The organism is Bacillus tequilensis KCTC 13622, assembly GCF_000507145.1.
Lineage (GTDB): Bacteria > Bacillota > Bacilli > Bacillales > Bacillaceae > Bacillus > Bacillus tequilensis.
The window spans coordinates 62294-86537 of the sequence record NZ_AYTO01000036.1 but is presented as its reverse complement, the minus strand read 5'-3'; the positions used below and the strand labels follow the sequence as shown (position 1 = coordinate 86537).

23 protein-coding genes and 1 pseudogene are annotated in these 24244 nt (G+C 45.4%); 18 read left to right on the top strand and 6 right to left on the bottom strand.

What is annotated here, in order from left to right; translation table 11 throughout:
• Nucleotides 1-40: 40 nt before the first annotated feature.
• From natA to V756_RS0116025, 3 genes are all read left to right on the top strand, one after another.
• Entirely contained in the window at nucleotides 41-781 is a 741-nt protein-coding gene (natA, locus tag V756_RS0116035) for a sodium ABC transporter ATP-binding protein NatA (RefSeq protein ID WP_024715553.1), read from the top strand.
• On the top strand, nucleotides 782-1942 hold the full coding sequence (locus V756_RS0116030) for an ABC transporter permease (RefSeq protein ID WP_024715552.1): 1161 nt from the start codon (nucleotides 782-784) through the stop codon (nucleotides 1940-1942). It begins immediately after the preceding gene.
• 135 nt (nucleotides 1943-2077) lie between these two features.
• Nucleotides 2078-3010 carry an aldo/keto reductase gene (locus V756_RS0116025; protein ID WP_024715551.1) on the top strand — a complete coding sequence of 311 codons (933 nt, stop codon included), beginning with the start codon at nucleotides 2078-2080 and terminating at the stop codon, nucleotides 3008-3010.
• A gap of 37 nt (nucleotides 3011-3047) precedes the next feature.
• Here the strand turns inward: V756_RS0116025 and V756_RS0116020 are convergent, their stop codons facing one another.
• Both V756_RS0116020 and V756_RS1000000123980 read right to left on the bottom strand, forming a co-directional pair.
• Nucleotides 3048-4112, bottom strand: a complete 1065-nt coding sequence (locus tag V756_RS0116020) for a DUF4352 domain-containing protein (protein WP_024715550.1) — start codon at nucleotides 4110-4112, stop codon at nucleotides 3048-3050.
• Nucleotides 4113-4264, bottom strand: a pseudogene (locus tag V756_RS1000000123980) (hypothetical protein).
• A 173-nt stretch (nucleotides 4265-4437) separates the two neighbouring features.
• Here V756_RS1000000123980 and V756_RS0116015 point away from each other — a divergent pair.
• Together V756_RS0116015 and V756_RS0116010 are read left to right on the top strand one after the other, a co-directional pair.
• Complete coding sequence (locus V756_RS0116015) at nucleotides 4438-5853, top strand: YcdB/YcdC domain-containing protein (protein WP_024715549.1); 1416 nt, start codon at nucleotides 4438-4440, stop codon at nucleotides 5851-5853.
• 185 nt (nucleotides 5854-6038) lie between these two features.
• Nucleotides 6039-7400 carry a YcdB/YcdC domain-containing protein gene (locus V756_RS0116010; protein ID WP_024715548.1) on the top strand — a complete coding sequence of 454 codons (1362 nt, stop codon included), beginning with the start codon at nucleotides 6039-6041 and terminating at the stop codon, nucleotides 7398-7400.
• A gap of 5 nt (nucleotides 7401-7405) precedes the next feature.
• Here the strand turns inward: V756_RS0116010 and cwlK are convergent, their stop codons facing one another.
• Nucleotides 7406-7909: a peptidoglycan L-alanyl-D-glutamate endopeptidase CwlK gene (gene cwlK, locus V756_RS0116005; RefSeq protein WP_024715547.1), complete on the bottom strand. Its 504-nt coding sequence runs from the start codon at nucleotides 7907-7909 to the stop codon at nucleotides 7406-7408.
• Between the two features lie 122 nt (nucleotides 7910-8031).
• Here cwlK and rapJ point away from each other — a divergent pair, with 122 nt between their 5' ends.
• The 6 genes from rapJ to znuB all read left to right on the top strand — a co-directional run bounded on the left by rapJ (nucleotide 8032) and on the right by znuB (nucleotide 14441).
• Nucleotides 8032-9153 carry a response regulator aspartate phosphatase RapJ gene (gene rapJ / locus V756_RS0116000; RefSeq protein ID WP_024715546.1) on the top strand — a complete coding sequence of 374 codons (1122 nt, stop codon included), beginning with the start codon at nucleotides 8032-8034 and terminating at the stop codon, nucleotides 9151-9153.
• A 107-nt stretch (nucleotides 9154-9260) separates the two neighbouring features.
• Nucleotides 9261-10037, top strand: a complete 777-nt coding sequence (locus tag V756_RS0115995; RefSeq protein WP_024715545.1) for an SDR family oxidoreductase — start codon at nucleotides 9261-9263, stop codon at nucleotides 10035-10037.
• 27 nt (nucleotides 10038-10064) lie between these two features.
• A complete protein-coding gene (locus tag V756_RS0115990) occupies nucleotides 10065-11756 on the top strand; it encodes a glycoside hydrolase family 13 protein (RefSeq protein ID WP_024715544.1) in 1692 nt (563 codons plus the stop codon).
• Between the two features lie 181 nt (nucleotides 11757-11937).
• A complete protein-coding gene (locus V756_RS0115985) occupies nucleotides 11938-12891 on the top strand; it encodes a metal ABC transporter substrate-binding protein (protein ID WP_024715543.1) in 954 nt (317 codons plus the stop codon).
• A 54-nt stretch (nucleotides 12892-12945) separates the two neighbouring features.
• A complete protein-coding gene (znuC, locus tag V756_RS0115980) occupies nucleotides 12946-13641 on the top strand; it encodes a zinc ABC transporter ATP-binding protein ZnuC (RefSeq protein WP_024715542.1) in 696 nt (231 codons plus the stop codon).
• A complete protein-coding gene (gene znuB / locus V756_RS0115975) occupies nucleotides 13599-14441 on the top strand; it encodes a zinc ABC transporter permease ZnuB (RefSeq protein ID WP_024715541.1) in 843 nt (280 codons plus the stop codon). The genes znuC and znuB overlap by 43 nt, the downstream gene beginning before the upstream one ends.
• 38 nt (nucleotides 14442-14479) lie before the next feature.
• Here znuB and V756_RS0115970 read toward each other — a convergent pair whose 3' ends face one another.
• Nucleotides 14480-15475, bottom strand: a complete 996-nt coding sequence (locus V756_RS0115970) for an LLM class flavin-dependent oxidoreductase (protein ID WP_024715540.1) — start codon at nucleotides 15473-15475, stop codon at nucleotides 14480-14482.
• Nucleotides 15476-15758: 283 nt separating this feature from the next.
• On the opposite strand from V756_RS0115970, the gene V756_RS0115965 reads away from it, so the two are divergent.
• The 7 genes from V756_RS0115965 to niaP all read left to right on the top strand — a co-directional run bounded on the left by V756_RS0115965 (nucleotide 15759) and on the right by niaP (nucleotide 22527).
• Nucleotides 15759-16358, top strand: coding sequence for a TerD family protein (locus tag V756_RS0115965; protein ID WP_024715539.1), 600 nt, complete (start codon nucleotides 15759-15761; stop codon nucleotides 16356-16358).
• Between the two features lie 21 nt (nucleotides 16359-16379).
• Entirely contained in the window at nucleotides 16380-16961 is a 582-nt protein-coding gene (locus V756_RS0115960) for a TerD family protein (RefSeq protein ID WP_024715538.1), read from the top strand.
• Between the two features lie 34 nt (nucleotides 16962-16995).
• On the top strand, nucleotides 16996-17574 hold the full coding sequence (locus tag V756_RS0115955) for a TerD family protein (RefSeq protein WP_024715537.1): 579 nt from the start codon (nucleotides 16996-16998) through the stop codon (nucleotides 17572-17574).
• Between the two features lie 51 nt (nucleotides 17575-17625).
• The gene (locus V756_RS0115950) at nucleotides 17626-18399 is read left to right on the top strand and encodes a TerC family protein (protein WP_024715536.1); all 774 of its coding nucleotides are present in this window, start codon (nucleotides 17626-17628) and stop codon (nucleotides 18397-18399) included.
• 83 nt (nucleotides 18400-18482) lie between these two features.
• Nucleotides 18483-20096, top strand: a complete 1614-nt coding sequence (locus tag V756_RS0115945) for a YceG family protein (RefSeq protein WP_024715535.1) — start codon at nucleotides 18483-18485, stop codon at nucleotides 20094-20096.
• A gap of 15 nt (nucleotides 20097-20111) precedes the next feature.
• Nucleotides 20112-21203, top strand: a complete 1092-nt coding sequence (locus tag V756_RS0115940; RefSeq protein ID WP_024715534.1) for a toxic anion resistance protein — start codon at nucleotides 20112-20114, stop codon at nucleotides 21201-21203.
• Nucleotides 21204-21324: 121 nt separating this feature from the next.
• Nucleotides 21325-22527 (top strand): niacin permease NiaP, encoded by a 1203-nt coding sequence (gene niaP / locus V756_RS0115935; protein WP_024715533.1) that lies wholly within the window; start codon nucleotides 21325-21327, stop codon nucleotides 22525-22527.
• 38 nt (nucleotides 22528-22565) lie between these two features.
• On the opposite strand, the gene V756_RS01000000122615 is transcribed toward niaP, so the two are convergent.
• Both V756_RS01000000122615 and V756_RS0115925 read right to left on the bottom strand, forming a co-directional pair.
• Nucleotides 22566-23723 (bottom strand): MFS transporter, encoded by a 1158-nt coding sequence (locus V756_RS01000000122615; protein WP_032682133.1) that lies wholly within the window; start codon nucleotides 23721-23723, stop codon nucleotides 22566-22568.
• 68 nt (nucleotides 23724-23791) lie between these two features.
• Nucleotides 23792-24094 carry an ArsR/SmtB family transcription factor gene (locus tag V756_RS0115925; RefSeq protein ID WP_081719893.1) on the bottom strand — a complete coding sequence of 101 codons (303 nt, stop codon included), beginning with the start codon at nucleotides 24092-24094 and terminating at the stop codon, nucleotides 23792-23794.
• Nucleotides 24095-24244 lie beyond the last annotated feature (150 nt).

Sequence of the window (24244 nt, the reverse complement as noted above, 5' to 3'; positions counted from 1 at the left end):
TATAGTCATTACTAGACATAACGAAAAGGGAGATTGTGACATGATTACACTGACCGATTGCAGCCGCAGGTTTCATGATAAGAAAAAAGTAGTCAAAGCGGTGCGAGATGTAAGCTTAACCATTGAAAAAGGAGAAGTTGTCGGTATTCTCGGAGAAAACGGTGCCGGCAAAACGACGATGCTGAGAATGATTGCTTCCTTGCTTGAACCGTCCCAGGGTGCAATCACGGTAGCCGGGTTTGACACGGTCAAGCAGCCGTCCGAGGTCAAAAAAAGAATCGGCGTCTTATTCGGAGGAGAAACCGGGCTTTACGACAGGATGACCGCTAAAGAAAACCTGCAATATTTTGGCAGACTGTACGGGCTGAATCGCCACGAGATTAAAGCGAGAATAGAAGATTTATCGAAACGGTTCGGCATGCGCGATTATATGAACCGGAGAGTGGGCGGGTTTTCGAAAGGCATGAGGCAAAAAGTCGCGATTGCCAGAGCGCTGATTCACGACCCGGACATCATTTTATTTGATGAACCGACTACCGGGCTTGATATTACATCCAGCAACATCTTCCGCGAATTCATCCAGCAGCTGAAAAGGGAACAAAAAACGATTCTATTTTCCAGCCACATTATGGAGGAAGTACAGGCGCTCTGTGACAGTGTCATCATGATTCACAGCGGAGAGGTGATTTACCGGGGAGCGCTTGAATCATTATACGAAAACGAGCGCAGCGAGGATTTGAATTACATCTTTATGTCTAAGCTTGTCAGGGGGATTTCTTAAATGCTGAGCCATATTTATAAAAAAGAAATGATCGACGCTTTGCGCGACAGAAAAACACTTTTACTCACAATTTTAGTGCCGATGATTACGATGCTAGGACTTGTCTTTTTTTATGAAAGCATGCTGTCGGACAAAGGGGAGCAGTACACATTGGCTGTCGGCCATTCGCTGCCGCCCGCACTGGAAAGCAAGCTTAATGCGATTGACGAGATCAGCGTAAAAACATTTGCGAAGCCTAAAGAAGCGGTCGATGACGGAAAAGCAGATGTCTATTTGAACATCCCGAAAGAGTTCGAGTCATATGTCAACAGCATGACGCCTTTTACGGTTGATGTTTACGGCAATTCAGTCGATCAGGAGTCGTCAAATGCCATGCAGCTTGTGCAGTCTGCCTTAGATCAGTACAAAAATGAAATTGTGCAGGAACGTTTAACAAATCAACACATCGATCAATCGGTCATCCAGCCATTTACGATTCAGCAAAAGGAAGCGGATGAGGAAAAAGGGGTTTCCGCAATTATGCTTTCCGCCATTCTGCCCATGCTGATTCTGACATCCATTGTTTCCGGCGCAATGCCGATCGCTCTTGATATCATGGCCGGTGAAAAGGATCGGAAATCAATTGAGGCGCTGCTGTTAACGCCAGTCAGCAGAAACAAAGTGCTGGTCGGCAAGTGGCTTGCGGTTTCTACTTTTGGAGTTGCTTCGGGTGTATTGGCTTTGGTGTTTTTGATTTTGGCCACCGTGTTATTTACCGAAAATTTAAAAACGGCCTTCCAGCTGGGAGATCATATGTGGAGTGTAATCGGCGCTTCCGCCTTAATTATCGTGCTTTCTGCATTGCTGATCGCTGCGATGGAGCTTTTCATCAGCATTATTTCCAGCTCGGTAAAGGAAGCGCAAAGCTATATGTCTCTCATCGTCTTTTTGCCTACGCTCCCGATGTTTTTCATCCTGAGCAAAGGACCGAATCAATTTGATTTATCGTACTTTCTCATCCCGTTTCTGAATCTGCACGCGTTATTTAAACAGCTTTTATTCGGAATGGTTGAGCCGGCTGCTATTTTGTATACATCAGGAACTATCGCCGTGCTCATCGTCATCTTCTTTTTACTGGCCAGAGCCTGCTTCCTGAAAGACAAATGGGTTCTGCCAAAATAAACTTGCAAAAGGAGAAATACACTTTCTCCTTTTTGTATATCCTGAAAAAAGAAGGAAAATAGAAAAAGGATATCTAATACAGAAAGTGACCCTGCACTATTTTTCATCAAAATTGGTTTCAAAGGAGAAGGAACAATGGATCAAACACGTACACTTGGCGAGACGAAGCTACAGGTGAAGCGGATCGGATTCGGAGCAAACGCGGTCGGAGGGCATAATCTATTTCCGAATCTGAATGATGAAACAGGGAAAGATTTGGTGCGCACGGCATTGGATGGCGGCGTGAACTTTATCGATACCGCCTTTATATACGGGTTGGGACGTTCTGAAGAATTAATCGGCGAAGTCGTGCAGGAACGCGGCGTGCGGAATGAGCTCATCATCGCCACCAAAGGGGCCCATAAAGAAGTGAACGGCAGCATTGAATTAGACAACAGCCGGGATTTTCTCCGCAGCGAGGTGGAAAAGAGCCTGAAGCGGCTGAAAACAGATTACATTGACTTGTATTATGTTCATTTTCCCGATGGCAAAACGCCTCTTGCTGAAGTGGCAGGCACGCTGAAGGAGCTGAAGGATGAAGGGAAAATCAAAGCCATCGGCGCTTCGAACCTCAACTATCAGCAATTGCAGGAATATAATGCGGACGGCTATTTAGAGGTTTTTCAGGGAGAATACTCGCTGATTCAGCGTGATGCTGAGAAAGAGCTGCTTCCATACTGTGAAAAACACGGCATTTCCTTTATTCCTTATTTTCCGCTCGCGTCCGGGCTGCTGACGGGAAAATTCACGAAAGACACAGTCTTTGAAGACTCCAGAAAGGACAAGCCGCAATTTCAGGGAGAAACATTTATTCACAATCTCAAAAAAGTAGACAAGCTGAAAGCCGCAGCGGAGGAAAAACAAGCGGAGACGGCACATGTCGCCTTGGCGTGGCTGTTAACGAGACCGGCGATAGACGCCATCATTCCAGGCGCCAAACGTCCTGAACAGCTGAAAGATAATCTCAAGACCTTGGACATTGAACTGACCGAAGATGAGGCGAATTTTATCAGCGGGATTTTTAAATAAAAAAGGAAATAGCTGAAGGCTATTTCCTTTTGGTGTTTTATTCTTTGATGAATGCTTCGACTAATTCTGCTGCTCTGTAATCGTCCATATCAAGCTGCCATTGGTCGATGTCATTTTTCTTCATTTTCACTTCAACCGTTTTTTCTGATGAAGCAGGTCCGAGCTTTTTGAACTCCTCAGGATAGACTTGAAGCGCGTATTTCACAGCCTCTTCATAGCTGGCGTCAGAATTTTTACTGTAGTAGTCTTTCACTTTGTCTTCGATGCGGTCAGAAAGTGAAGACGCATCTACAGGTTTAATTGTGGCTTCAACAATGGCTTCGTCTTTTGAGAGGGAAGTTGTTTTCGCCTGAATGGATGAGTTTTTGCTTAATCCTTCTTTAATGCCGTTTACGATATTATCAAGTGCTTTGCTGTCCGCATATGTGCTTGAAAGGCCAGAAGCTGATAGGTAGCCGTCTTTGGCTGACTTGTTAAAATCATTTACAATTTCATTTTTATTGGCGCCGGTGATTTTTTCGAAATCAGCGTTGTTTTTACCAAAAAGAAGGACATCAACATAAGCCGATAACGCTTTTGCGGAATCTTGGAGCTTATCTGCCGTCGCCAGGATTTTTTTGTCTTTACCGTCAATTTTAAAAGTCATTGATTTTGGCTTTTTGTCACCGTAAGATTTCGGCGTGTAGTTAAGTTCGTACTTCTCGCCTTTATCTACAACGAAGTACAGGTTTCCTTCAACGGATTTGTCAGCGTTGATCGTGCTGCCTTGAAGCTTTTCGTTATAGTCTTCAGGGGCTGTGTCGGACATTTTGGTATCACCTTGGTATAAAGTAAAATCCATGCCGTCTACACTCAGCGGATCTTTTCCTGTGTTTTTCACAGCGACATTGACTTTTAACACAAGCTGGTTATCCGAAGTTGACTTATCATATTTAGACGGAAGCGCATAAGAGACATCCTTGATTTTAACTTGAGCGATATCTGAGCTTTTTTCTGTTTCTGATTCGTTCTTCTCCGCGCTTGTTTTGCTGCCGGAACAAGCAGCTGTAAACATCATCAGCAGAAGAATTAGGAAAACAGCGTACGTTTTTTTCTGAAACATTCATTTTCCTCCTAAAATGGTTTTGGGAAAGGGAGTCTTTTGTCTTTGAGAAAATGGATCTTTTTGAATGGTTAGCATTTTATAACCAAAAAATCGGTTCTTTTCTCACGATTTGCACCGGGCTTTCTGGAAACTCCGCCCTCCTTAGTCATGAATGGACCTGTAAAAAGTAACAACGGAATTAATTTTAAGATTATTAGCATTTATATTGAATAGGTTTATTAACCTATTTTTGGTGAAAAATGTTCTGGTAAAACTGGCAAACTCAGAAATTTGTGTATTTCAGACTATTACTTTTCGATTAGTTGAAGAGGACATAAGAACGATGGAAGGGGCCGTATTTGTGAAAAAAGAGGAACTGAAACGAAAAGCACTGGAAATCGGCCGGGTGCCGGCACACTTTAAACTGGAAATTGAAGATGATGGCGGTGATGAAAAAAGAACCTATTTTTGTTGGACAGATCCTCAGGATGGGCATACTGGCATTAGCGTGGAACTTGGACCGGACGGGCAGCTCGAATCCCTTTCTCGAGATATGGAGCCTGAAAGCGGAGAAAGGCTGTCTGAGGAGCAATTGGAGGATACCATGCGCCAATTTGTTGAGACTTATTATCCGGCAGCGCTCTCTGCCTTTGTCCGTGAAGAAGATGACCGTACATACGACGATAAAGTGAGATTTTCATATGTTCAAATGGAGGAGGGTCTTCCTCTGCCCAGGAGCGGATTTATGGCCGACGTTTCCTTATCAGGTGAGATCATGTCTTTCAGTTATTACGGCAAAGTGGGCAGCATCATCAAGCCGCAGCGGGTGGCCGATGATAAGGAGGCACTTGCCTTTATGAAGAAGGACGTGGAGTTCGACCTTTTGTTTGAGGTCCTTCATCGTTCTGTTTACAAAAATGGGGACGATCAGCCGCATTTGGTGTATGAGCCTGACTGCAGGGCCATTACAGTGCCTGCGGATTTGGTTCAAGAAGAACAAGAACTTGATCATGAGGATGACATGGAGCAGGAAAGCTTTCCCCTCCCTTTATTCGAAGGCATTCACGATAAGGTCGATCCCGGCAGCATGATCGGCATCGAAAACGGCTTTGTCAAAGAGCGGGAAACGGATTTGGGAGACGGGAGAATCGGGACCGTTTGGCGAAATCCCAATGATCCTTTGTATCAGCCGGAGGATAAAAGCTTGGACAGCTGGTTTAAAGGCCGGAATCATCAAGTGGTGAAAACCATCCATAATAAAGAAACCGGAAAACTCGAAGGCGTCATGTCATTTATGGAGAAAAAAGGGCCTTTGACAGTAAGTGAGGCAGAGTGCGAAAAAATTGCCATTCGTTTTCTGTTTGCTTTATTTCCGAATGCCGATCAATATTTTAAGATCAGATACAAAGAACCGGATGAAGAAGAAAACGCAGTCGCTGGTTTTACATTTGAAGCGCACTGTCACGGAGTTCCGCTCCGGTTCGGGCAGATCAGAATCTGCGTCAGCCGCCAGACGGGTCACATTATCGTTTATATGGGACCGGATATTGACCCGAAAGAGCTGGAAGCCATTCATCCCGTCCCGGCCATTTCAGCAGAACAAGCCAAGTCTATGTTTTGGCAGCATTTTAAAGTTGAGCTGGGCTGGGAGAGAGAATATCGTGATGATGAAGCGCACTGCTACAGGCTCGTCTACAAGCCGGTATATCCGCGTTTTATAGAAGCCCATACAGGAGAGCCTGTGATCAGTTCATGGTAAAGCGGCTGAAATTCACGCAAATACCGGAGATATAAAAGGTGATATGGGACGAAAGTAACAGAAGGAATATTGAAAAGCAATGACAATAATAGAAAAGGACCTTTCTTCACTTTAAATGAAGAAAGGTCTTTATATATAATAAACAGGATTCTCTTTGTCGTAGACTCTTTGAAAGGATGACTTCATTGGTAAATAAACAGCTGAAAAAGAAGGCGCAAGAGATCGGGAATGTACCGCCGCATTATGAGCTTGAAATAGAAGATTACGACCAAAAGCAAAAGAAGAAGAGGCAGGCATACTTCATCTGGAAGGACCCCGAAAATCCGGAAAAGCACATTACAGTGGAACTCGGTAATGACGGCGCTTTGCTTACCTTTTCAACAACCGTGCGCTCCGAGACAGACAAAAAACTTCCGGAAGCCGAGCTGAAGCTGACGGCTCTTCAGTTCGCCGCTGCCAACCATCCCAATACGTTTATGAATTTTCATTTCCAAGGCAAGGAAGAGCGAGGACAGCACATTCGTTTTATCTATGCCAAAATGGAATTAGGGCTTCCGCTTCCCAATTCAGGCTTTTTAATTGAGATGACAAAAAGCGGACAGATCGTCCATTTTTTATATTACGGAGAAGGGTATAAAGCCGAAGTTCCAAAGGAATTTGTAGCAAAAGAGAAGGTTGTGTCTCATTACTTAAATACAATGTCTTTGCAGCTGATGTACGATGTCATTGATGGCGAACAAACCCCCCGCCTTGTGTATGAACCGATTCTGCCGGGATACAGCTATCCTGCGGATGTAGACGACATCGTGCCTGACCAGCATATCGCCGATGAAAGAATAGAAAACGGGACGCCTCTGCCGCCGCTTCAGAACAACGAACAAATCGATATATACGCCATGCTGGGACTCACCTCTGATATGCAGAAAGTCAGTGAAAGAGACTTTGGAGAAGAAATAGGAAGCACATGGCGCAAAGGCAATACGCCGGAGCGTAAGGATTTGAGCATAGGGAGTTATTTTGAAACGAGAAATAAAAATACAATCAAAATGAAGACCGATAAAAGAACAGGGAAATTAAAAGCAGCGATCTCTTTTATTGACCCGCAGAACGGCCGCCCATGCTCAACGGAAGAATGTCAAAGGGCAGCGCTTCAGTTTTTGTACGCCCTCTATCCGAGAGCGGCTGAATTTTTCAGAGTGAATCCCGTCCGAATTGATGATAGAGGGAGGGTCCGCAATCATTTTTCTGTCTGGTATAAAGGCGTGCCGCTGCGGTTCGGCGCCGCCCGCATCATTGTCAATCCGGAAACCGGGATGATTGACGCTTTTATGGCCCCGGATATTGATCCTGAACAGTTAGAAACTATCAATCACAGGCCGGATGTTCCAGCTGAAGAAGCGAGAGAAACATTTTTAGCCGCGTTTGATGTGAAGCTGAAGTGGCAGCCTGATTTTCCAACAGGCATCGATCAGCAATACAAGCTTGTCTATCATCCGGTATATCCTCCCTATATTGATGCGCATATAAGGAAAAAGAAAAGGCTGTGAGGTGTCTAGCGAGGAACCATCTCCAAGTGGGGGTAGTCCTTGAATCGTTTCCAGTCCCCGCCCCACTCAAAACCGAGTTTCTTAGCGATTTCGACAACCTCCAGCCAATCTGATTTTCCGTTTTGATTGCCGTCATATTCCATATCCCATATGATGCTGCCATCCTTTTTTTGAAGAGCGAAATCAATAGCTAAGCCATAGTTATGATACGATTCCCCTCCTCTTGCATAGGTGACAATATTCCCTTTTTTTGTACGTCCCTGTTTATATAATTCGTCTTGTTCCTTAAAGGACCTGAATCCTTCAGTCATGACGACGGTAATGCCTTGATTCGCTGCTGCTGCTTTGAGGGCATCGGCATTCTGCTTCACAATCGGATGAAGATCCGAAGGGACAGGCATATGCTGCAAGGCGTTTTGAGATTGCCATTCATGCCGTATATAGCTAAAACACAGATCAAGAAGAAACAGAATACATAAGACAACAGATGTTTTCGCGGATAATTTCATATCAGTCTCACTTTCTCGTGGTGTGCTGCATGTTAACGCTTTTAAGTGATTGACTCTCTCTAAAAGTGAACAGCTATGATAAAATATAACATAAATAGTAGCAGGAGGAAGGAGGCAGACTGATGAGAGCAAAGATTCCATCTGAAGATGTAGCAGTAAAGCTAAATGAATGGTACAAGCTCATTCGCGCATTTGAAGCGGACCAAGCAGAGGCGTTAAAACGGGAGATTGAATACGATTTAGAAGATATGGAAGAAAATCAGGACTTGCTTTTATATTTTTCTTTGATGGAATTCCGGCACCGAATCATGCTTGATAAGCTGATGCCAGTAAAAGACAGCGACACCAAGCCTCCGTTCTCTGATATGCTGAACGAAATTGAAAGCAATCAGCAAAAACTTACGGGCTTATTGGAATACTACTTTTATTATTTCAGAGGGATGTACGAATTTAAGCAGAAAAATTTTATTTTAGCGATTGACCATTACAAGCATGCTGAGGAAAAACTCGAGTATGTCGAGGATGAGATCGAAAAAGCCGAGTTTCTTTTTAAGGTAGCGGAAGTGTATTATCACATCAAACAAACGTATTTTTCAATGAATTACGCGAGCCAGGCGCTTGATATCTATACGAAATATGAATTGTACGGGCGCCGCCGTGTGCAGTGTGAATTTATTATCGCCGGGAATTTGGCCGATGTTTATCATTACGAAAAAGCACTGACACACCTGTGCAGCGCCTTAGATCATGCCAGACAGCTTGAAGAAGCGTATATGATCGCAGCCGCCCATTATAATGTCGGCCACTGTAAATACAGTCTGGGCGATTACAAGGAAGCGGAGGACTATTTCAAAACAGCCGCCGCTATTTTTGAGGAGCACAACTTTCAGCAAGCCGTTCAAGCTTTTTTTTCACTGACCCATATCTACTGTAAAGAAGGAAAATACGACAAAGCGGCAGAGACGTATGGCCTCGGGATAAAGAGTGCAACTGAATGGGACGATGACATGTACTTGACGAAATTCCGCCTCATTCATGAGCTGTATCTTGGAAGCGGCGACCGGAACGTGCTTACAGAATGCTTTGACCTGCTGGAATCCCGCCAGCTTCTTGCCGATGCAGAAGATCTGCTGCATGATACAGCGGAACGTTTCAATCAGCAAGAACGTTACGAATCCGCGGCTTTCTTTTACCGCAGGCTGATGGATATTAAAAAGAAGCTTACTGACCAGCGTTTTCAATAGAAGGTGGCAGAGAACATACAGGTTCTCTGCTTTTTTATGCTGTTTTCAACCGGGAAAAATGGGGTATTTTCCACTGCATAATGGAAAATCAGAGGAGGATATCGTTTATGTATAAAGATTTAACAGGTAAAACAGCGATTGTGACAGGTTCTTCAAAAGGAATCGGGAAAGCCATAGCGGAGCGGTTCGGTCAGGAGAACATGAATGTTGTCGTGAACTACCACAGCGATCCGACCGGAGCTGATGAAACGGTGGACATCATTAAGCATAACGGAGGAAAAGCTGTCGCAATTGAGGCGGACGTGTCAAAAGAAGCAGGGATTCAGGCGCTCTTGGATACCGCTTTAGAGCATTTCGGCACGCTCGATGTGATGGTGAACAACTCCGGCTTTAATGGTGCGGAGGCTATGCCGCATGAGATGACTCTTGAAGATTGGCAGAGAGTCATTGATGTTAACGTCACGGGGACCTTTCTGGGAGCGAGAGCAGCGCTTAATCACATGATGAAAAACAACATCAAAGGCAATGTGCTGAATATCTCAAGTGTTCACCAACAGATCCCGCGCCCCGTCAACGTCCAGTATTCCACGTCCAAAGGCGGCATCAAGATGATGACAGAAACGCTGGCGGTCAACTATGCGGATAAAGGAATCCGCGTCAACGCGATAGCGCCCGGTACCATTGCGACAGAATCAAATGTGGATACGAAAAAGGAAGAAAGCAGGCAAAAACAACTGAAAAAAATCCCGATGAAAGCCTTTGGAAAGCCGGAAGAAGTAGCGGCGGCAGCGGCATGGCTCGTATCTGAGGAAGCGAGCTACGTGACCGGCTCAACACTATTCGTCGACGGCGGAATGACACTTTATCCGTCTCAGCTTGAATAGAAGAACACAAAACAGGGGGACTGTGGGATGAAAACAGACTGGTGGAAGGATGCGGTGGTGTATCAAATTTATCCGAGAAGCTTTCAGGACAGTAATGGAGATGGAATTGGAGACCTGCGGGGGATCATGTCCCGCCTTGATTACATAAAGGAGCTCGGGGCGGATGTGATTTGGATTTGCCCGCTTTATCCTTCTCCAAATGTTGATTACGGCTATGATGTGACGGACCATAAAGCAATGATGGATTCATATGGAACGATGGACGATTTTCACGAACTGGTTGACCAGGTGCATCAGCGAGGGTTAAAGCTGGTGATGGATTTTGTGTTAAACCACACTTCTGTCGAGCATCCGTGGTTTAAAGAAGCTGAAATGGACAAAAACAGCAAATACCGCAGCTATTATATTTGGCGCCCCGGCACAAAGAACGGTCCGCCGACAGACTGGGTGTCTAACTACGGACGACCGGTCTGGGAATATGAGGAGCACACGGGAGAATATTATCTTCATATGAATGCCGTCAAACAAGCTGACTTAAACTGGGAAAATCCCGAAGTTCGCCAAGCGGTGTATGACATGATGAAATTTTGGCTGGATAAAGGGGTCGACGGCTTGCGTATAGACCAGCTCCATCTCATTTCCAAGAAAGAATATCTTCCCTCGTATGAGGACTATGTCAATCAGCAGGCTGAGCCGAAGCCTTTCCAGCCAAATGGCGAACGAATCCATGACTATTTAAAAGAAATGACAGATGAAGTGTTTTCTCAATATGATGTCATGTCTGTGGGAGAGGTCGGCAGCGTCACACCGGAAGAGGGCTTGAAGTATACGGGAACAGCTAAGCACGAGCTGAATATGATTTTTCATTTTCAGCATATGGAGCTTGACCAGCAGCCCGGAAAAGAACACTGGGATGTAAAGCCCCTTGAGCTTTCTGATTTAAAATCGGTACTGACAGCATGGCAAAAAAAGCTTGAACATCAAGGCTGGAATACATTATATTGGTGCAACCACGACCAGCCCCGGATTGTGTCCAGATTTGGAGACGAGAGGGAATACCGCAAAGCATCCGCGAAAATGCTGGCCACCGTTCTTTATCTCATGAAAGGCACGCCGTATATGTATCAGGGAGAAGAAATCGGGATGACAAACGCGCCTTTTACCCGAATTGAGGACTACAAAGATATCCAAACGATTCATATGTATCATAAACGGGTGTTTGAAAAAGGCTATGATCCAGAAGATGTAATGAGATCAATCTTAGCTAAAAGCCGGGATCACGCCCGGACGCCGATGCAGTGGAGCAGCGGCAAAAATGCCGGATTTACTGACGGCACACCTTGGCTGAAGGTCAATCCGAACTTCACATCCATCAATGTCGAGGAAGCACTGACAGACCCTGATTCGATCTTCACTTACTACAAAAAGCTGATCCGCCTGAGAAAGCAGTACGCTGATCTCATCAAAGGAAGCTATGATCTTTTGCTTCCGGATGATCCGCAGCTGTTTGTATACATGAGAGAAAACGGCAAACAGCAGCTTTTGTCGGTGAATAACTTTTCAAAAGAGCAAGCCGTTTTCCGATGGCCTGAGCACTGCGGCAAGGCCCAAGCATCTCTGCTTCTCAGCAATTATAGCAACAGCGGTGATCTTGCTGATGAAATGGTGTTCCAGCCTTTCGAGAGCAGAGTGTATCTTCTCGACAATACAATAAAATGACTCAGCCCGGCTTTTTCAGCCGGGTTTTTTAGGTACTTATATTCGCGCTATAGCCGGGAAGAATAAAATCAAAATGAAATTTAATCTTGCAAAACGTAATGACTTCGGTTTATTATGATATAGGATTATAAAATCGTTATCATTTTGATTTAAGTGTTTATGAAAAGAGGGGATATCCGATATGTTTAAAAGATGGGGCGGTTTGTTCGTGATTGCGGCGTGCTTTTTACTAGTTGCAGCATGCGGCAACTCATCAACAAAAGGGTCGGCGGATTCTAAAGGTGATAAACTGCACATTGTCACAACGTTCTACCCAATGTATGAATTTACAAAACAAATAGTAAAAGACAAAGGCGATGTGGATTTGTTAATCCCTTCTTCAGTTGAACCGCATGATTGGGAGCCGACGCCGAAAGACATTGCCAACATTCAGGATGCCGATTTGTTCATTTATAATAGTGAGTACATGGAAACGTGGGTACCGTCAGCTGAAAAAAGCATGGGCCAAGGTCATTCCGTTTTCGTCAATGCAAGCAAAGGCATTGATTTAATGGAAGGCTCTGAGGAAGAAGAGCACGGGCATGGAGAGCATGAGCGCAGCCATGCAATAGACCCTCACATATGGCTCAGCCCTGTTTTGGCGCAGAAGGAAGTTAAAAATATTACGGCGCAAATCGTGAAGCAGGACCCGGATCATAAAGAATACTATGAGAAAAATAGTGCAGAATATATTGCAAAACTGCAGGATCTTGATAAACTATATCGTACAACCGTAAAAAAAGCGGCGAAGAAAGAATTTATCACGCAGCATACAGCTTTTGGCTATCTGGCAAAAGAGTACGGCCTGACGCAGGTTCCGATTGCAGGGCTTTCGCCTGACCAAGAACCAAGCGCAGCCGACTTGGCAAAGCTGAAAACATATGCCAAAGAACATAACGTAAAAGTCATTTACTTTGAAGAAATTGCATCCTCAAAGGTCGCAGATACGCTAGCCAGTGAAATCGGCGCGAAGACAGAAGTGCTGAATACACTGGAAGGCTTAAGCAAAGAAGAACAGGACAAAGGTTTAGGGTATATCGACGTGATGAAACAAAACCTCGATGCTCTGAAAGATTCACTATTGGTTAAATCATAAGATGGTGTGCGCCGGAGGGTGCACACTATTTCTTTGTGAGAAAGGAAGATTAACATGAATCTCGTCTCATTGAAAGATATCGTATTCGGCTACTCCCACACGCCTGTTTTAGATAAAGTATCACTGGATATTGAAAGCGGTGAGTTCGTCGGCATCACGGGACCAAACGGCGCCTCTAAATCGACGCTTATAAAGGTGATGCTCGGCATGCTGAAACCGTGGGAAGGCACGGTGACGATCAGTAAAAGGAATACAGAAGGAAAACGGCTGACGATAGGGTACGTCCCGCAGCAAATTTCTTCATTTAATGCCGGCTTTCCAAGCACAGTGCTCGAGCTTGTTCAGTCAGGGCGCTATGCAAAAGGGAAATGGTTTAAACGGTTAAATGAAGAAGATCATATCGAGGTAGAAAAAGCACTGAAAATGGTGGAAATGTGGGAGCTCCGCCATCGTAAAATCGGTGATTTATCAGGCGGGCAAAAGCAAAAAATCTGTATCGCCAGAATGCTTGCCAGCAATCCGGACCTTCTCATGCTGGACGAACCGACAACAGCCGTTGACTATGACAGCAGAAAAGGATTTTACGAATTTATGCACCATCTCGTGAAAAATCACAACCGCACAGTGGTAATGGTTACTCATGAACAAAATGAAGTACAGCAATTTTTAGATAAAGTGATTCGATTAGAGAGAGGAGAAAAAGGCGGATGGAAATGTTTGACTTGGAATTCATGCGACGAGCTTTTCTAGCAGGCGGCATGATCGCCATCATGGCCCCGATTTTAGGGGTGTATCTCGTTCTCAGAAGACAGGCCTTAATGGCTGACACGCTTTCACATATTTCCTTATCGGGTGTTGCCATCGGCTTTTTTCTCAGCACCAATATCACCGCGGCGAGCATAGTTGTGGTGACCGCCGGCGCAATCGGGATTGAATACATGCGGCGGGCATATCGGACGTATTCAGAAGTGTCCATTGCCATCTTAATGGCGGCCGGCTTGTCATTTGCGATGTTTTTAATCAGCCTTTCAAAGGGCACCGCCAATATGAGCATCGATCAATACCTATTTGGATCGCTCGTGACTGTAAACCAGCAGCAGGTGTACATTATCAGTATCATTACACTGCTGATCCTGCTTTACTTTATCGTCCTGAAAAGACCGCTCTACCTGCTGACATTTGATGAAGCAACAGCGAAAACATCGGGGATTAATACAAACTTCCTGTCGATGTCATTCAGTATCGTTACAGGCCTTGCGATCTCAGTCATTATTCCGATCATCGGGGTTCTTCTTGTATCAGCCCTGCTCGTATTGCCGGCAGCATTCGCCATCAGAATTGCAAAAGGCTTTAACATGGTATTTATCACAGCCATACTGATTTCATTATTCAGCGTATTTATGGGACTGACATCGTCCTATCAGCTTGGAACGCCCCCAGGGCCGTCAATAACCCTGCTTTTGATCGTGCTGCTTTTGATCGGATTTGCGGTTCAAGGTGTTTGGACATTTATCAAAAAAGAAACCCAGCGCAAAAAAGCGCGCCAGTAGCTTGAAAAGCAGTTTTCCACAAGGGAAAACTGCTTTTTTTATAGAAACAGCCCGGCAAGACGCTCATACGATTCTTTTTTCGCTTCAAAATCAAACACATTGCACAGAACCATGATTTCATTTGTGTCATAAAGGTTTTTGAGCTCTAAAAGCTGCTGTTTGACAGTGGTTGGAGAACCGATCACCATCCGCTTTCTGTTTTCTTCTATCAATTTTTTATCAGACGCTGTATAGGGATTTGCCTTTGCTTCCTCAATGCTCGGCACGCGGCTGTCCAAGCCTTTTCCGACGCGAAGAAGCCATAAATCTTGGCTTAACGCAAGCTCTTCTGCCTCTTCATCTGTTTTTGCGCAAATGACAAAAATCGTAAAAAGTGCTGCTGGAGACGAAAAATGGGCTGAAGGCCGAAAGCTTTCGCGATATACGCGAAACGCGTTTTCACCCCGTTCTGGATTAATGAAATGCCCAAACACATATCCAATCCCCTGCTGCGCCGCGCGTCTTGCGCTGTTTTCACCGAGACCGAGCACCCATAGCTCAGGTGCAGTGTCAATAAGGGGCGCCGCTTTGATTCCAATATACGGATGCCCGGCAGGCAGGGAATCGGTGAGAAAATAAGAGACGTCCTGCAGCTGTCTGTTAAATTCGGTTAAGCTTTTTTTCACCCCGTCCGTTAGCGCAAGACGGGTTTTTGTCGTGCCGCCGGGGGAACGGCCGACACCAAGGTCAATCCGATTTGGATACAGCGCCTCAAGCTGGCGAAAGGTCTCAGCCACTTTAAACGGGCTGTACTGGGGCAGCAGCACGCCGCCTGACCCGACACGAATCGTGCTTGTCTGTGCCGCGATGCGTGCGATCATAATTTCAGGCGCCGTGCTTGCCAGTCCTCTCGTGCTGTGATGTTCGGCAAACCAATAACGCTTATAGCCCCACTGCTCGCTCAGTGCGGCAAGCTCAATCGAATGCTGAAGAGTCGTCACAGGGCTTTCTCCTTTAGAAACAGGTGCCTGATCAAGTACGCTTAAATGAATCAAAAGGCCGCTTCCTTTCTGTCTGTTTTTAGAATGTGACACAAGAATAGGCAAAATGGCTCGCTCGCGTCAAATGGTTTGTTTAAGATGCGTACTTCATAGCATCTGCAAAACATATATCAAATATGGAAGTTTTTTTTCGAGGTTTTTCGTCAATTATTCTTAACTTTTACGAAACTTTGATATAATAACAAACGTATATATTAATAATTTACCGCTTATTTACCTTGTGAGCGTAAAAATAAATGTGACTATCTTCACATTTCGATGAGTAGGAGTGAATCGTGTGGCAATTTCTTTAGAAAAAGGTCAGCGAATTGATTTAACAAAAGGAAAAGCCGGCCTGTCAAAATTGATGGTCGGTCTCGGCTGGGACCCGGTGTCTTCAGGCGGAGGATTCTTCAGCAAACTGCTTGGCGGAGGCGGTCCGAATATCGACTGTGACGCTTCAGTGGTGATGCTGGAAAACGGAAAATTCACTGATAAGAATAACTTGGTTTATTTCGGGAACCTGAAAAGCCGCTGCGGCGGTGTACAGCATACAGGCGACAACTTGACGGGTGACGGCGCGGGCGATGACGAGCAAATTATGATAGATTTGAATAAAGTGCCTGCAAACATCGATAAGCTTGTATTTGTAGTGAACATTTACGATTGTGTCAGAAGAAAACAAGATTTCGGCATGATTCAAAACGCGTTTATCCGCGTCGTTAACCAATCTAATCATGAAGAAATGCTCAAATACAATTTGAGAGACAATTATGCCGGCAGAACAAGTCTCATTACAGCAGAAATCTACCGAAGCGGCAGTGAGTGGAAGTTTGCGGCGATTGGTGAAGGCACAAACGATACGAGACTAGAAGATATTATCAACCGATACGTATAAAAGAAAAGGAGTGGATGAAACATGACAATTTCATTGGCAAAAGGACAAAAAGTAGATTTAACAAAAACAAATCCGGGTCTTTCAAAGGTTGTTGTCGGTTTAGGCTGGGATACGAACAAGTATGACGGCGGGCACGACTTTGATCTTGATTCAAGCGTGTTTCTGTTAGATGCGGCGGGCAAATGCGCGTCTCCAAACGACTTTATTTTCTACAACCAGCTTGAAGGCGGCAACGGTTCAGTCGTTCATTCAGGCGATAACCTGACTGGCGCTGGCGAAGGCGATGATGAGAATGTAAAAGTGAATCTCAGCGCTGTACCGGCAAACATTGATAAAATCTCATTTGTTATCACCATTCACGACGCAGAAGCGCGCAGCCAAAACTTTGGACAAGTATCAAACGCGTTCGTCCGCATCGTAAATGAAGAAACAAATGAAGAGCTCATCCGTTACGACCTTGCGGAAGATTTCTCTATTGAGACAGCAATCATTGCAGGGGAGCTTTACAGACATAACGGCGAGTGGAAATTCTCCGCTATGGGCTCAGGCTACCAAGGCGGCCTTGCCCGCATCGCAACGGACTACGGTTTGCAAGTCGGTTAAGACAAATACGAAGAGCAGAAAGGAGAGAGGCAGTATGGCCATTCAATTATCAAAAGGACAGCGAATTGATTTAACGAAAACAAATCCGGGACTCACAAAAGCAGTGATCGGCTTAGGCTGGGACACAAACAAGTACTCCGGCGGAGACGATTTTGACCTGGATGCTTCAGCCTTTTTAGTTGATGCGCATGATAACTGCGTGAATGATCTCGATTTCGTCTTCTATAATAACCTTGAACATCCAAGCGGCGGTGTCATCCATACGGGTGACAACCGCACGGGTGAGGGCGACGGAGATGATGAGCAGATTATCGTTGATTTTTCAAAGGTACCTGCTCACATTGAAAAAATCGGCATCACAGTGACCATTCACGACGCTGACGCACGCAGCCAAAACTTTGGACAAGTTTCCAATGCGTTTGTGCGCGTTGTGGATGAAGAAACGCAGAATGAGCTTCTTCGCTTTGATTTAGGAGAAGACTTTTCCATTGAAACGGCTGTTGTTGTTTGTGAGCTTTACAGACACGGCGGAGAGTGGAAATTCAATGCGATCGGCAGCGGTTTTTCCGGCGGGCTGGCTGCATTGTGCCGGAACTACGGTTTGCAAGTGTAAGCGAGTGACAAATAGAGAAGTCACCGTTTCAAATTAATAGGAGGAAAAAATTTGGACTTTTTACATCATATCATGTCTACGTATGCTTCATTTTTCGATTGGAAAATGTGGGGGGAAGTGCTGACTGATCCTGTTTCCTGGGGTCTGATCGGCTCCCTTGTTGTTCTGGAAGGCCTTTTATCGGCCGATAACGCGCTTGTTCTTGCGGTCATGGTCAAACACCTGCCGGAAAAACAGCGGAAAAAAGCGTTAACGTATGGTTTGTTTGGAGCTTATATTTTCAGGTTTATTTTCATTGGGCTTGGTATGCTCCTCATCAAATTCTGGTGGATCAAGGTGCTTGGCGCCCTCTACCTGGCTTGGCTCGTCATTAAGCACTTCTGGATCGGCGAAAATGATGAGGAAGCGGACGGCATGAAGAAAAACTCTTGGATGGTCCGCACATTCGGGATCTTCTGGGCGACTGTTGTTTCAGTTGAATTAATGGACCTTGCCTTCTCTGTGGACAGCATCCTTGCCGCGTTTGCGGTATCTGAAAAAGTATGGGTGCTTCTGATCGGCGGTATGCTTGGTATTCTGATGATGCGTACAGTGGCAAAAGTATTCCTTGTCCTGATTGATAAAATTCCTGAGCTGGAAAACACAGCATTCGTGTTAATCGGTATTATCGCGCTGAAAATGGCGGCGAGCGCTTTCCATTACGAAATGCCGCACTCTGTATTCTTCATGATCATTATCGCAGCATTTGCGGTAACATTGATCATTCACTACATCAACAAACAAAAGCAGGTGCGCGAACAAACAGCCGCTTCAAAAGAAGAATAAAACAAAACAAGGAGGGAGGTTCAATGTCCTTCCTTTTTTGTTACAGAAATATCTTCTGATGACAAACCGGAAAGGAGGATAAGATGAGACAAGAAGAACTAACCATTCATAAAGCACTTCCGGCGGAGGGAGAGTGGAAAAGCCTGCTGTTTCAGCCACTGCCCGAGCGGGATCACTATGAAACAGAACAAGGCCTTTCATTTTCTCGTCTTGCCGGGCAGATATTAGGCACGCCTATTGATGAGACAGACTACTATAACGAGCTGTATGAGCTGTCTGTAAACGACCGCATTACCATTCTGAGTGAAACGCTTGATAAAACCATCGAGCCGGAAACATTTCAAAAGCTCCAGCATATTCATTCCATCAATCAGAAAGAAAAAGGGCTGTCAGTCAGCCGTTTTGTTGCCTTTCTGGACGGGGAAAAGCTGATTGCGAAGCACTCAAATCCCTTGATGCACCGCCATTTAAGAAAAGCGCTGATGACGCTTTTGCATACCTTTGCGGACAGTCATGAGAAGGGGCTGAATCATCCTGATTTTCGCAGAGTGCTGCTTGATGTCTCGAAGTTTTCTTTGAATCACCTGAATCCTTGGCTGGAAAAAACCGATATAGAGCGGGAGATGCCAAAGGTTGTTTGGTATGGAGACGCGACGAAAAGCCAGCTCTATTTCTTATATTATCTGATGCTAGTCGGCTGCGATGTTCTGTTGTTCCATCCGGCGGGTACCGATCAGCTGACGCTTGTTGATCCGAAGCAGGAGCTCAGTTTTACGGAAAAGCTCCCCGACGTTTCAGAGCTTCAGCCATTTCCAAAAGAAAAACCGGACCGGAAATCAACAGTCGCCTACCGCTCAACAAAGGAAATTGAACATGTGCTCAATCACGAAGAATCCATGCTGTACAAGCCATGGCAGTTCAGAGATCACACACCGGTATCTGTTACATTGAAAACGACCTATGATGAACTGTTTTTAATCACGAAAGAGCGCGCCTTTATTCGGCCGAATTTCAAAGCTGATAAACATTCCATCGAGATTCCGAATGTATTCGCCAAAATTATGGGTGTGTCGAAAGACAATAAAGAATATTGGAACAGGCTTCATACATTAGCGGATTATCAGGAAACAGAAATGGTCAGAAGCTTTCCGTTTACTGAAGAAATAAAGTCAAACTATCAATTTCACTACAGCCACGCACTTGATCACGAGGGGAACATTGATCCGGACAAGCTGATGGCAAGCAATGTGTGGCAGTACAAGCAGCTGCCGGCGGGCGTTCAGACTGCCATTGCCAAGACCATTTCGAGAATGTGCAGACACCCGCGGCTTAAGGCCCTGCCTCAGGAACAAATCAAAGATGTTCAAATTTACTTGTTTAAACAAACAACAAACCTGCCTGCTCATCTGCTGAAACTGATTCACATGTTCGACTACGCGCAAACCGTTCCGAAACTCGTTTTATATCATACGGAAATGAGCGGCGGACTCACGCGTTCGGATGCTGCGGCCCTGCTGTTCCTAAATGAAATCGGGATCGACATCATGATTTATAACCCTCCCGGCCATCAAGATATTGAGCAGTTTATTGAAGAGGATCAGTATGATATCCACTGGCTCGACGACATGGTGTTTCAGCAGGACTATAAAGAGCCTTCGATTGTGAGCAGGCTGTTCAGAACGATTACCCAAAAATAAGGAGAGAAGAAAAGCATGACAACTGAAAACCAAAATCCTCTTGTTCTCGATAAAAACGAAGAAATTTCCCAGCAAAAAGCTGACGATATCCGTCTCCAGCTCCGTCAGGAACCAGAGGTGAAGCGGCTTGTTCAGCAAATAGACGTCAAAAACCAAATGGAGCTGCTTGAGTACGGCAAGGAGCCGGCCGTTGAAATTTCCAAGTTCTCTGACCGCATCCTGGGAATGATGAAAACAACAAGCGTGACAGACTCCGGCACAATGCTGACTCAGCTTGGGAAAATCATGGACCGCTTCGATAAAAACGATTTTGATGAGCCGAAGGGATTAATGGCGAAAATTTTCAAACGCGGCGGAAGCATGATTGAAAAAATCTTTAAAAAGTATCAGACACTCGGCGGGGAGATTGAAAAAATCAACGTTGAGATTTCGAAATACAAAGATGAGATGACAAAGACGAACTACACGCTCGATGAAATGTATGAAAACAATATCAAATACTATATGGAGCTCGAAAAATACGTCGTTGCCGGGCAAATGAAGCTGGAAGAAATGCAGTCGGTCCTTCCTTCATATGAAGAAAAAGCGGCAAGCGGAAATCAGCTGGCGCAAATGCAGCTCGATACACTGCGCAATGGCATTCAGGCGCTTGAAGAACGGGTGTATGATCTGGATATGGCACGGATGGTGGCTCTTCAAACGGCACCTCAAATCCGTCTCCTGCAGCGCGGAAATGCAAAGCTGATCGGGAAAATCAATTCCGCATTCATTATCACCATTCCGATTTTTAAAAACGGCATTATTCAGGCTGTTACCGTGAAACGCCAAAAGCTTGTGGCTGACTCCATGAGCGAGCTTGACCGCCGGACAAACGAGATGCTGAGACGAAATGCCGAAAACATCTCGAACCAAAGTGTTGAAATTGCCAGAATGGCCGGCAGACCAAGCATTGATATTGAAACAATCGAATCGTCTTGGAACACGATCGTCAGCGGCATGCAGGAAACAAAACAAATCGAAGAAGAAAACAAACGCCTCCGCGAAGAAGGCGCGAGACGTATTGCCCAGCTGCAGGATAATATTAAAAAAGCAGCCTTGCAGCAATAAAAGGAACCCCGCTTGTGAAACATAAGCGGGGTTTTTCATTTCCTTCATTTTGTTAATGACAACATGTAAAGACAGGTGTAAACTTAAACGGTAATCATTTTGCATATCAGAGGTGTTGGCAATGGGAAAACGACAGCCTATTTCCCAGCGTAAACTGCTGGGCGTCGCCGGCTTAGGGTGGCTGTTTGATGCAATGGATGTCGGAATATTATCGTTTATTATCGCCGCGCTCCATGTGGAGTGGAATCTGTCGCCTGAAGAAATGAAATGGATCGGAAGCGTCAATTCCATCGGCATGGCCGCGGGTGCGTTTTTGTTTGGCTTACTGGCTGATCGAATCGGCCGCAAAAAAGTGTTTATCATTACCCTTTTGTGCTTTTCCATCGGAAGCGGCATTTCCGCTTTTGTAACGAGCTTATCAGCATTTCTCATTCTTCGTTTTGTCATCGGGATGGGGCTTGGCGGAGAGCTCCCAGTTGCTTCAACACTTGTATCGGAAGCGGTTGTGCCTGAGAAGCGCGGCAGAGTGATTGTGCTCCTGGAAAGCTTTTGGGCCGCAGGCTGGCTCGCAGCGGCACTGATTTCTTACTTTGTGATCCCAAGCCTCGGCTGGCAGGCTGCCCTGCTATTAACCGCGCTGACTGCTTTTTATGCGCTGTACTTGCGGACGGGTCTGCCTGATTCGCCGAAATATGAGTCGCTGTCTGCTAAAAAGAAATCGGTGTGGGAGAATGTAAAAAGCGTCTGGGCAAGACAGTATATAAGGCCGACTGTGATGCTGTCGATCGTGTGGTTCTGCGTGGTGTTTTCTTATTACGGCATGTTCCTATGGCTGCCGAGTGTCATGCTGATGAAAGGCTTCAGCATGATTCAAAGCTTTGAATATGTCCTGCTGATGACGCTTGCTCAGCTTCCGGGCTATTTTTCCGCTGCATGGCTGATCGAAAAAGCGGGCCGGAAGCGGATACTCGTCATTTACTTGATCGGTACGGCAGGAAGCGCCTATTTCTTCGGAACAGCTGATTCCTTAGGCCTTCTGCTTACGGCTGGCATGCTGTTATCGTTTTTCAACCTTGGTGCGTGGGGCGTGCTGTATGCCTATACACCGGAGCAATACCCGACAGCGATTCGCGCAACAGGTTCAGGAACGACAGCGGCGTTTGGAAGAATCGGCGGCATCTTCGGCCCGCTGCTCGTCGGAACGCTCGCAGCCCGCCATATTTCGTTTTCAGTCATCTTTTCAATCTTTTGCATTGCCATCTTACTAGCAGTTGCTTGTATTTTGATTATGGGGAAAGAAACAAAACAAACTGAGCTTGAATAAGCAAAGCACCTCGCGATTGAGGTGCTTTTTTTTTACATTCACGCCCGGGCTGCGGATTGGCGATTCCCGGTTGTCTGGTAGAGAGTCATCGACAGGATGAATAGAATGGCTGTAAATCCTGTGACGGCTCCGAAATGGTGTGCGCTTTGATATAAAAAACCTGCAGCACATGTGCCGACAGTGGTACCTGCATACATAGCGGCATTGGAAAGGGAAGCGATGGTTCCTCGCGCATTCGGTGAAATGGATTGAAAGACACCCATCATTAACGGAAAGATGATGCCAGCTGTAAAGAATGTGAGAAAAAAGCTTGTTTCTACTAAAATTAAGTTGGGTAAGAAAGGAAGAGCGAAATAGAGAGCGCCCATCAGCAGCATGCCGCCGATCAATGTTTTAAACATGCCCAGCTTTTCTGAAATCCGGCTTCCGAGCAGGCTTCCGATCATATTTCCCAGTCCGAGTACAAGCATAGCGGCGCCAATTTGCGAAACGGTTAAATGATAATCCGCAGAAAGCCAAGTGCCGAGAAAGCTGAACGATGCGAAATTTCCGGTTTGAAAGAGGAAATAGGCCAGCAAAATGACCGCTGTTTTCGGCAGCGAAAACAGCTCCCGATATGGAGCGGAAATTGACGTGCGCGCTATTTGTTCAGAAGGTCGAATATCAGGCATAACAGCCGCCAGAATCAATAGAAGAATAAGCGAGCACGCTGACAAAACGAAAAAGGGCGTATGCCATGTAAAGGAAGCGAAAAAACCTCCGATCGGCAGTCCGAGCATTTGTGAAGCGGCCAATCCCGCTGTTGCAATCCCCATGCTTTTCATGATCTGAGAAGGCTGGACGAGGACAGGGATGGACGCCCAAATTTGAGGCGTCACAAACGCAGCGCTAACGCCTGCGGCAAAACGGAACAGGCACATGGCGGCAAAAGAGGGTGCGATGCCGCATAAAAACGTGGATACGATAAAGCCTGCAAGTCCCCACAGCATGACTGTTTTCCTGTTAAGCCTGTCTGAGATCGGGCCCGCAATTAAAGCGAACAGCGCATAACCGAGTGCATAAGCACTGACCATCCAGCCCGACAAATCGGTAGAGACATGAAACTGATCCTGTAAAAGCGGGAGAAGCGGAGAAAGTAAAAAAGTATCCGTGCCAATGACAAACATCACACTGAAGAAAAGCCAAATACGATTCAAATGTTATCACTCCTATAGTTTTATAACTTTGAAACTATGAAACAGATATGTATAGAGGAAACCCTTTGTTAAAGGGTTTCCAAAAAGCCGGGTAGGTATGTTTGAAATGTGTCTTCCCGCAGGCTGACGTATTTTGTCCGTGAATTTTTCCGGGTTGCCGTTAATCCCGCTTCCCGCAGCGTTTTAAAATGATAGGATGCTGTGGTTTTGACAATATCGCATTTTTCACCTACTTCACCGCAGCTGAGTTCTTTTCCGCTGTAATAAAGCGTTCGAATAATGGCAAGCCTCGATTCATCAGACAGCGCTTTAAAGATTTGGGCTCTGATTTGATCATCTGATTGTTTCATAGTCATGAAACTATAATACATAATGGGAGGTGGAAAAGCAACTTATTTTTCCAGTAAAGGAGAACAATTATAGAAAAAAAGAGGAATTAAGTGCCATTAAAAGCGCTTTCAAACATAGGTGAGCGAAATATCACCTGTAAAATACAATCATAAAGGAGTATAACAGAGTAT

Coding starts and splice junctions, on each gene's coding strand:
- natA (WP_024715553.1), top strand. CDS start 41: ATGATTACACTGACCGATTGCAGCCGCAGGTTTCATGATAAGAAAAAA.
- V756_RS0116030 (WP_024715552.1), top strand. CDS start 782: ATGCTGAGCCATATTTATAAAAAAGAAATGATCGACGCTTTGCGCGAC.
- V756_RS0116025 (WP_024715551.1), top strand. CDS start 2,078: ATGGATCAAACACGTACACTTGGCGAGACGAAGCTACAGGTGAAGCGG.
- V756_RS0116020 (WP_024715550.1), bottom strand. CDS start 4,112: ATGTTTCAGAAAAAAACGTACGCTGTTTTCCTAATTCTTCTGCTGATG.
- V756_RS0116015 (WP_024715549.1), top strand. CDS start 4,438: ATGGAAGGGGCCGTATTTGTGAAAAAAGAGGAACTGAAACGAAAAGCA.
- cwlK (WP_024715547.1), bottom strand. CDS start 7,909: ATGAAATTATCCGCGAAAACATCTGTTGTCTTATGTATTCTGTTTCTT.
- rapJ (WP_024715546.1), top strand. CDS start 8,032: ATGAGAGCAAAGATTCCATCTGAAGATGTAGCAGTAAAGCTAAATGAA.
- V756_RS0115995 (WP_024715545.1), top strand. CDS start 9,261: ATGTATAAAGATTTAACAGGTAAAACAGCGATTGTGACAGGTTCTTCA.
- V756_RS0115990 (WP_024715544.1), top strand. CDS start 10,065: ATGAAAACAGACTGGTGGAAGGATGCGGTGGTGTATCAAATTTATCCG.
- V756_RS0115985 (WP_024715543.1), top strand. CDS start 11,938: ATGTTTAAAAGATGGGGCGGTTTGTTCGTGATTGCGGCGTGCTTTTTA.
- znuC (WP_024715542.1), top strand. CDS start 12,946: ATGAATCTCGTCTCATTGAAAGATATCGTATTCGGCTACTCCCACACG.
- znuB (WP_024715541.1), top strand. CDS start 13,599: ATGGAAATGTTTGACTTGGAATTCATGCGACGAGCTTTTCTAGCAGGC.
- V756_RS0115960 (WP_024715538.1), top strand. CDS start 16,380: ATGACAATTTCATTGGCAAAAGGACAAAAAGTAGATTTAACAAAAACA.
- V756_RS0115955 (WP_024715537.1), top strand. CDS start 16,996: ATGGCCATTCAATTATCAAAAGGACAGCGAATTGATTTAACGAAAACA.
- V756_RS0115945 (WP_024715535.1), top strand. CDS start 18,483: ATGAGACAAGAAGAACTAACCATTCATAAAGCACTTCCGGCGGAGGGA.
- V756_RS0115940 (WP_024715534.1), top strand. CDS start 20,112: ATGACAACTGAAAACCAAAATCCTCTTGTTCTCGATAAAAACGAAGAA.
- niaP (WP_024715533.1), top strand. CDS start 21,325: ATGGGAAAACGACAGCCTATTTCCCAGCGTAAACTGCTGGGCGTCGCC.
- V756_RS0115925 (WP_081719893.1), bottom strand. CDS start 24,094: ATGTATTATAGTTTCATGACTATGAAACAATCAGATGATCAAATCAGA.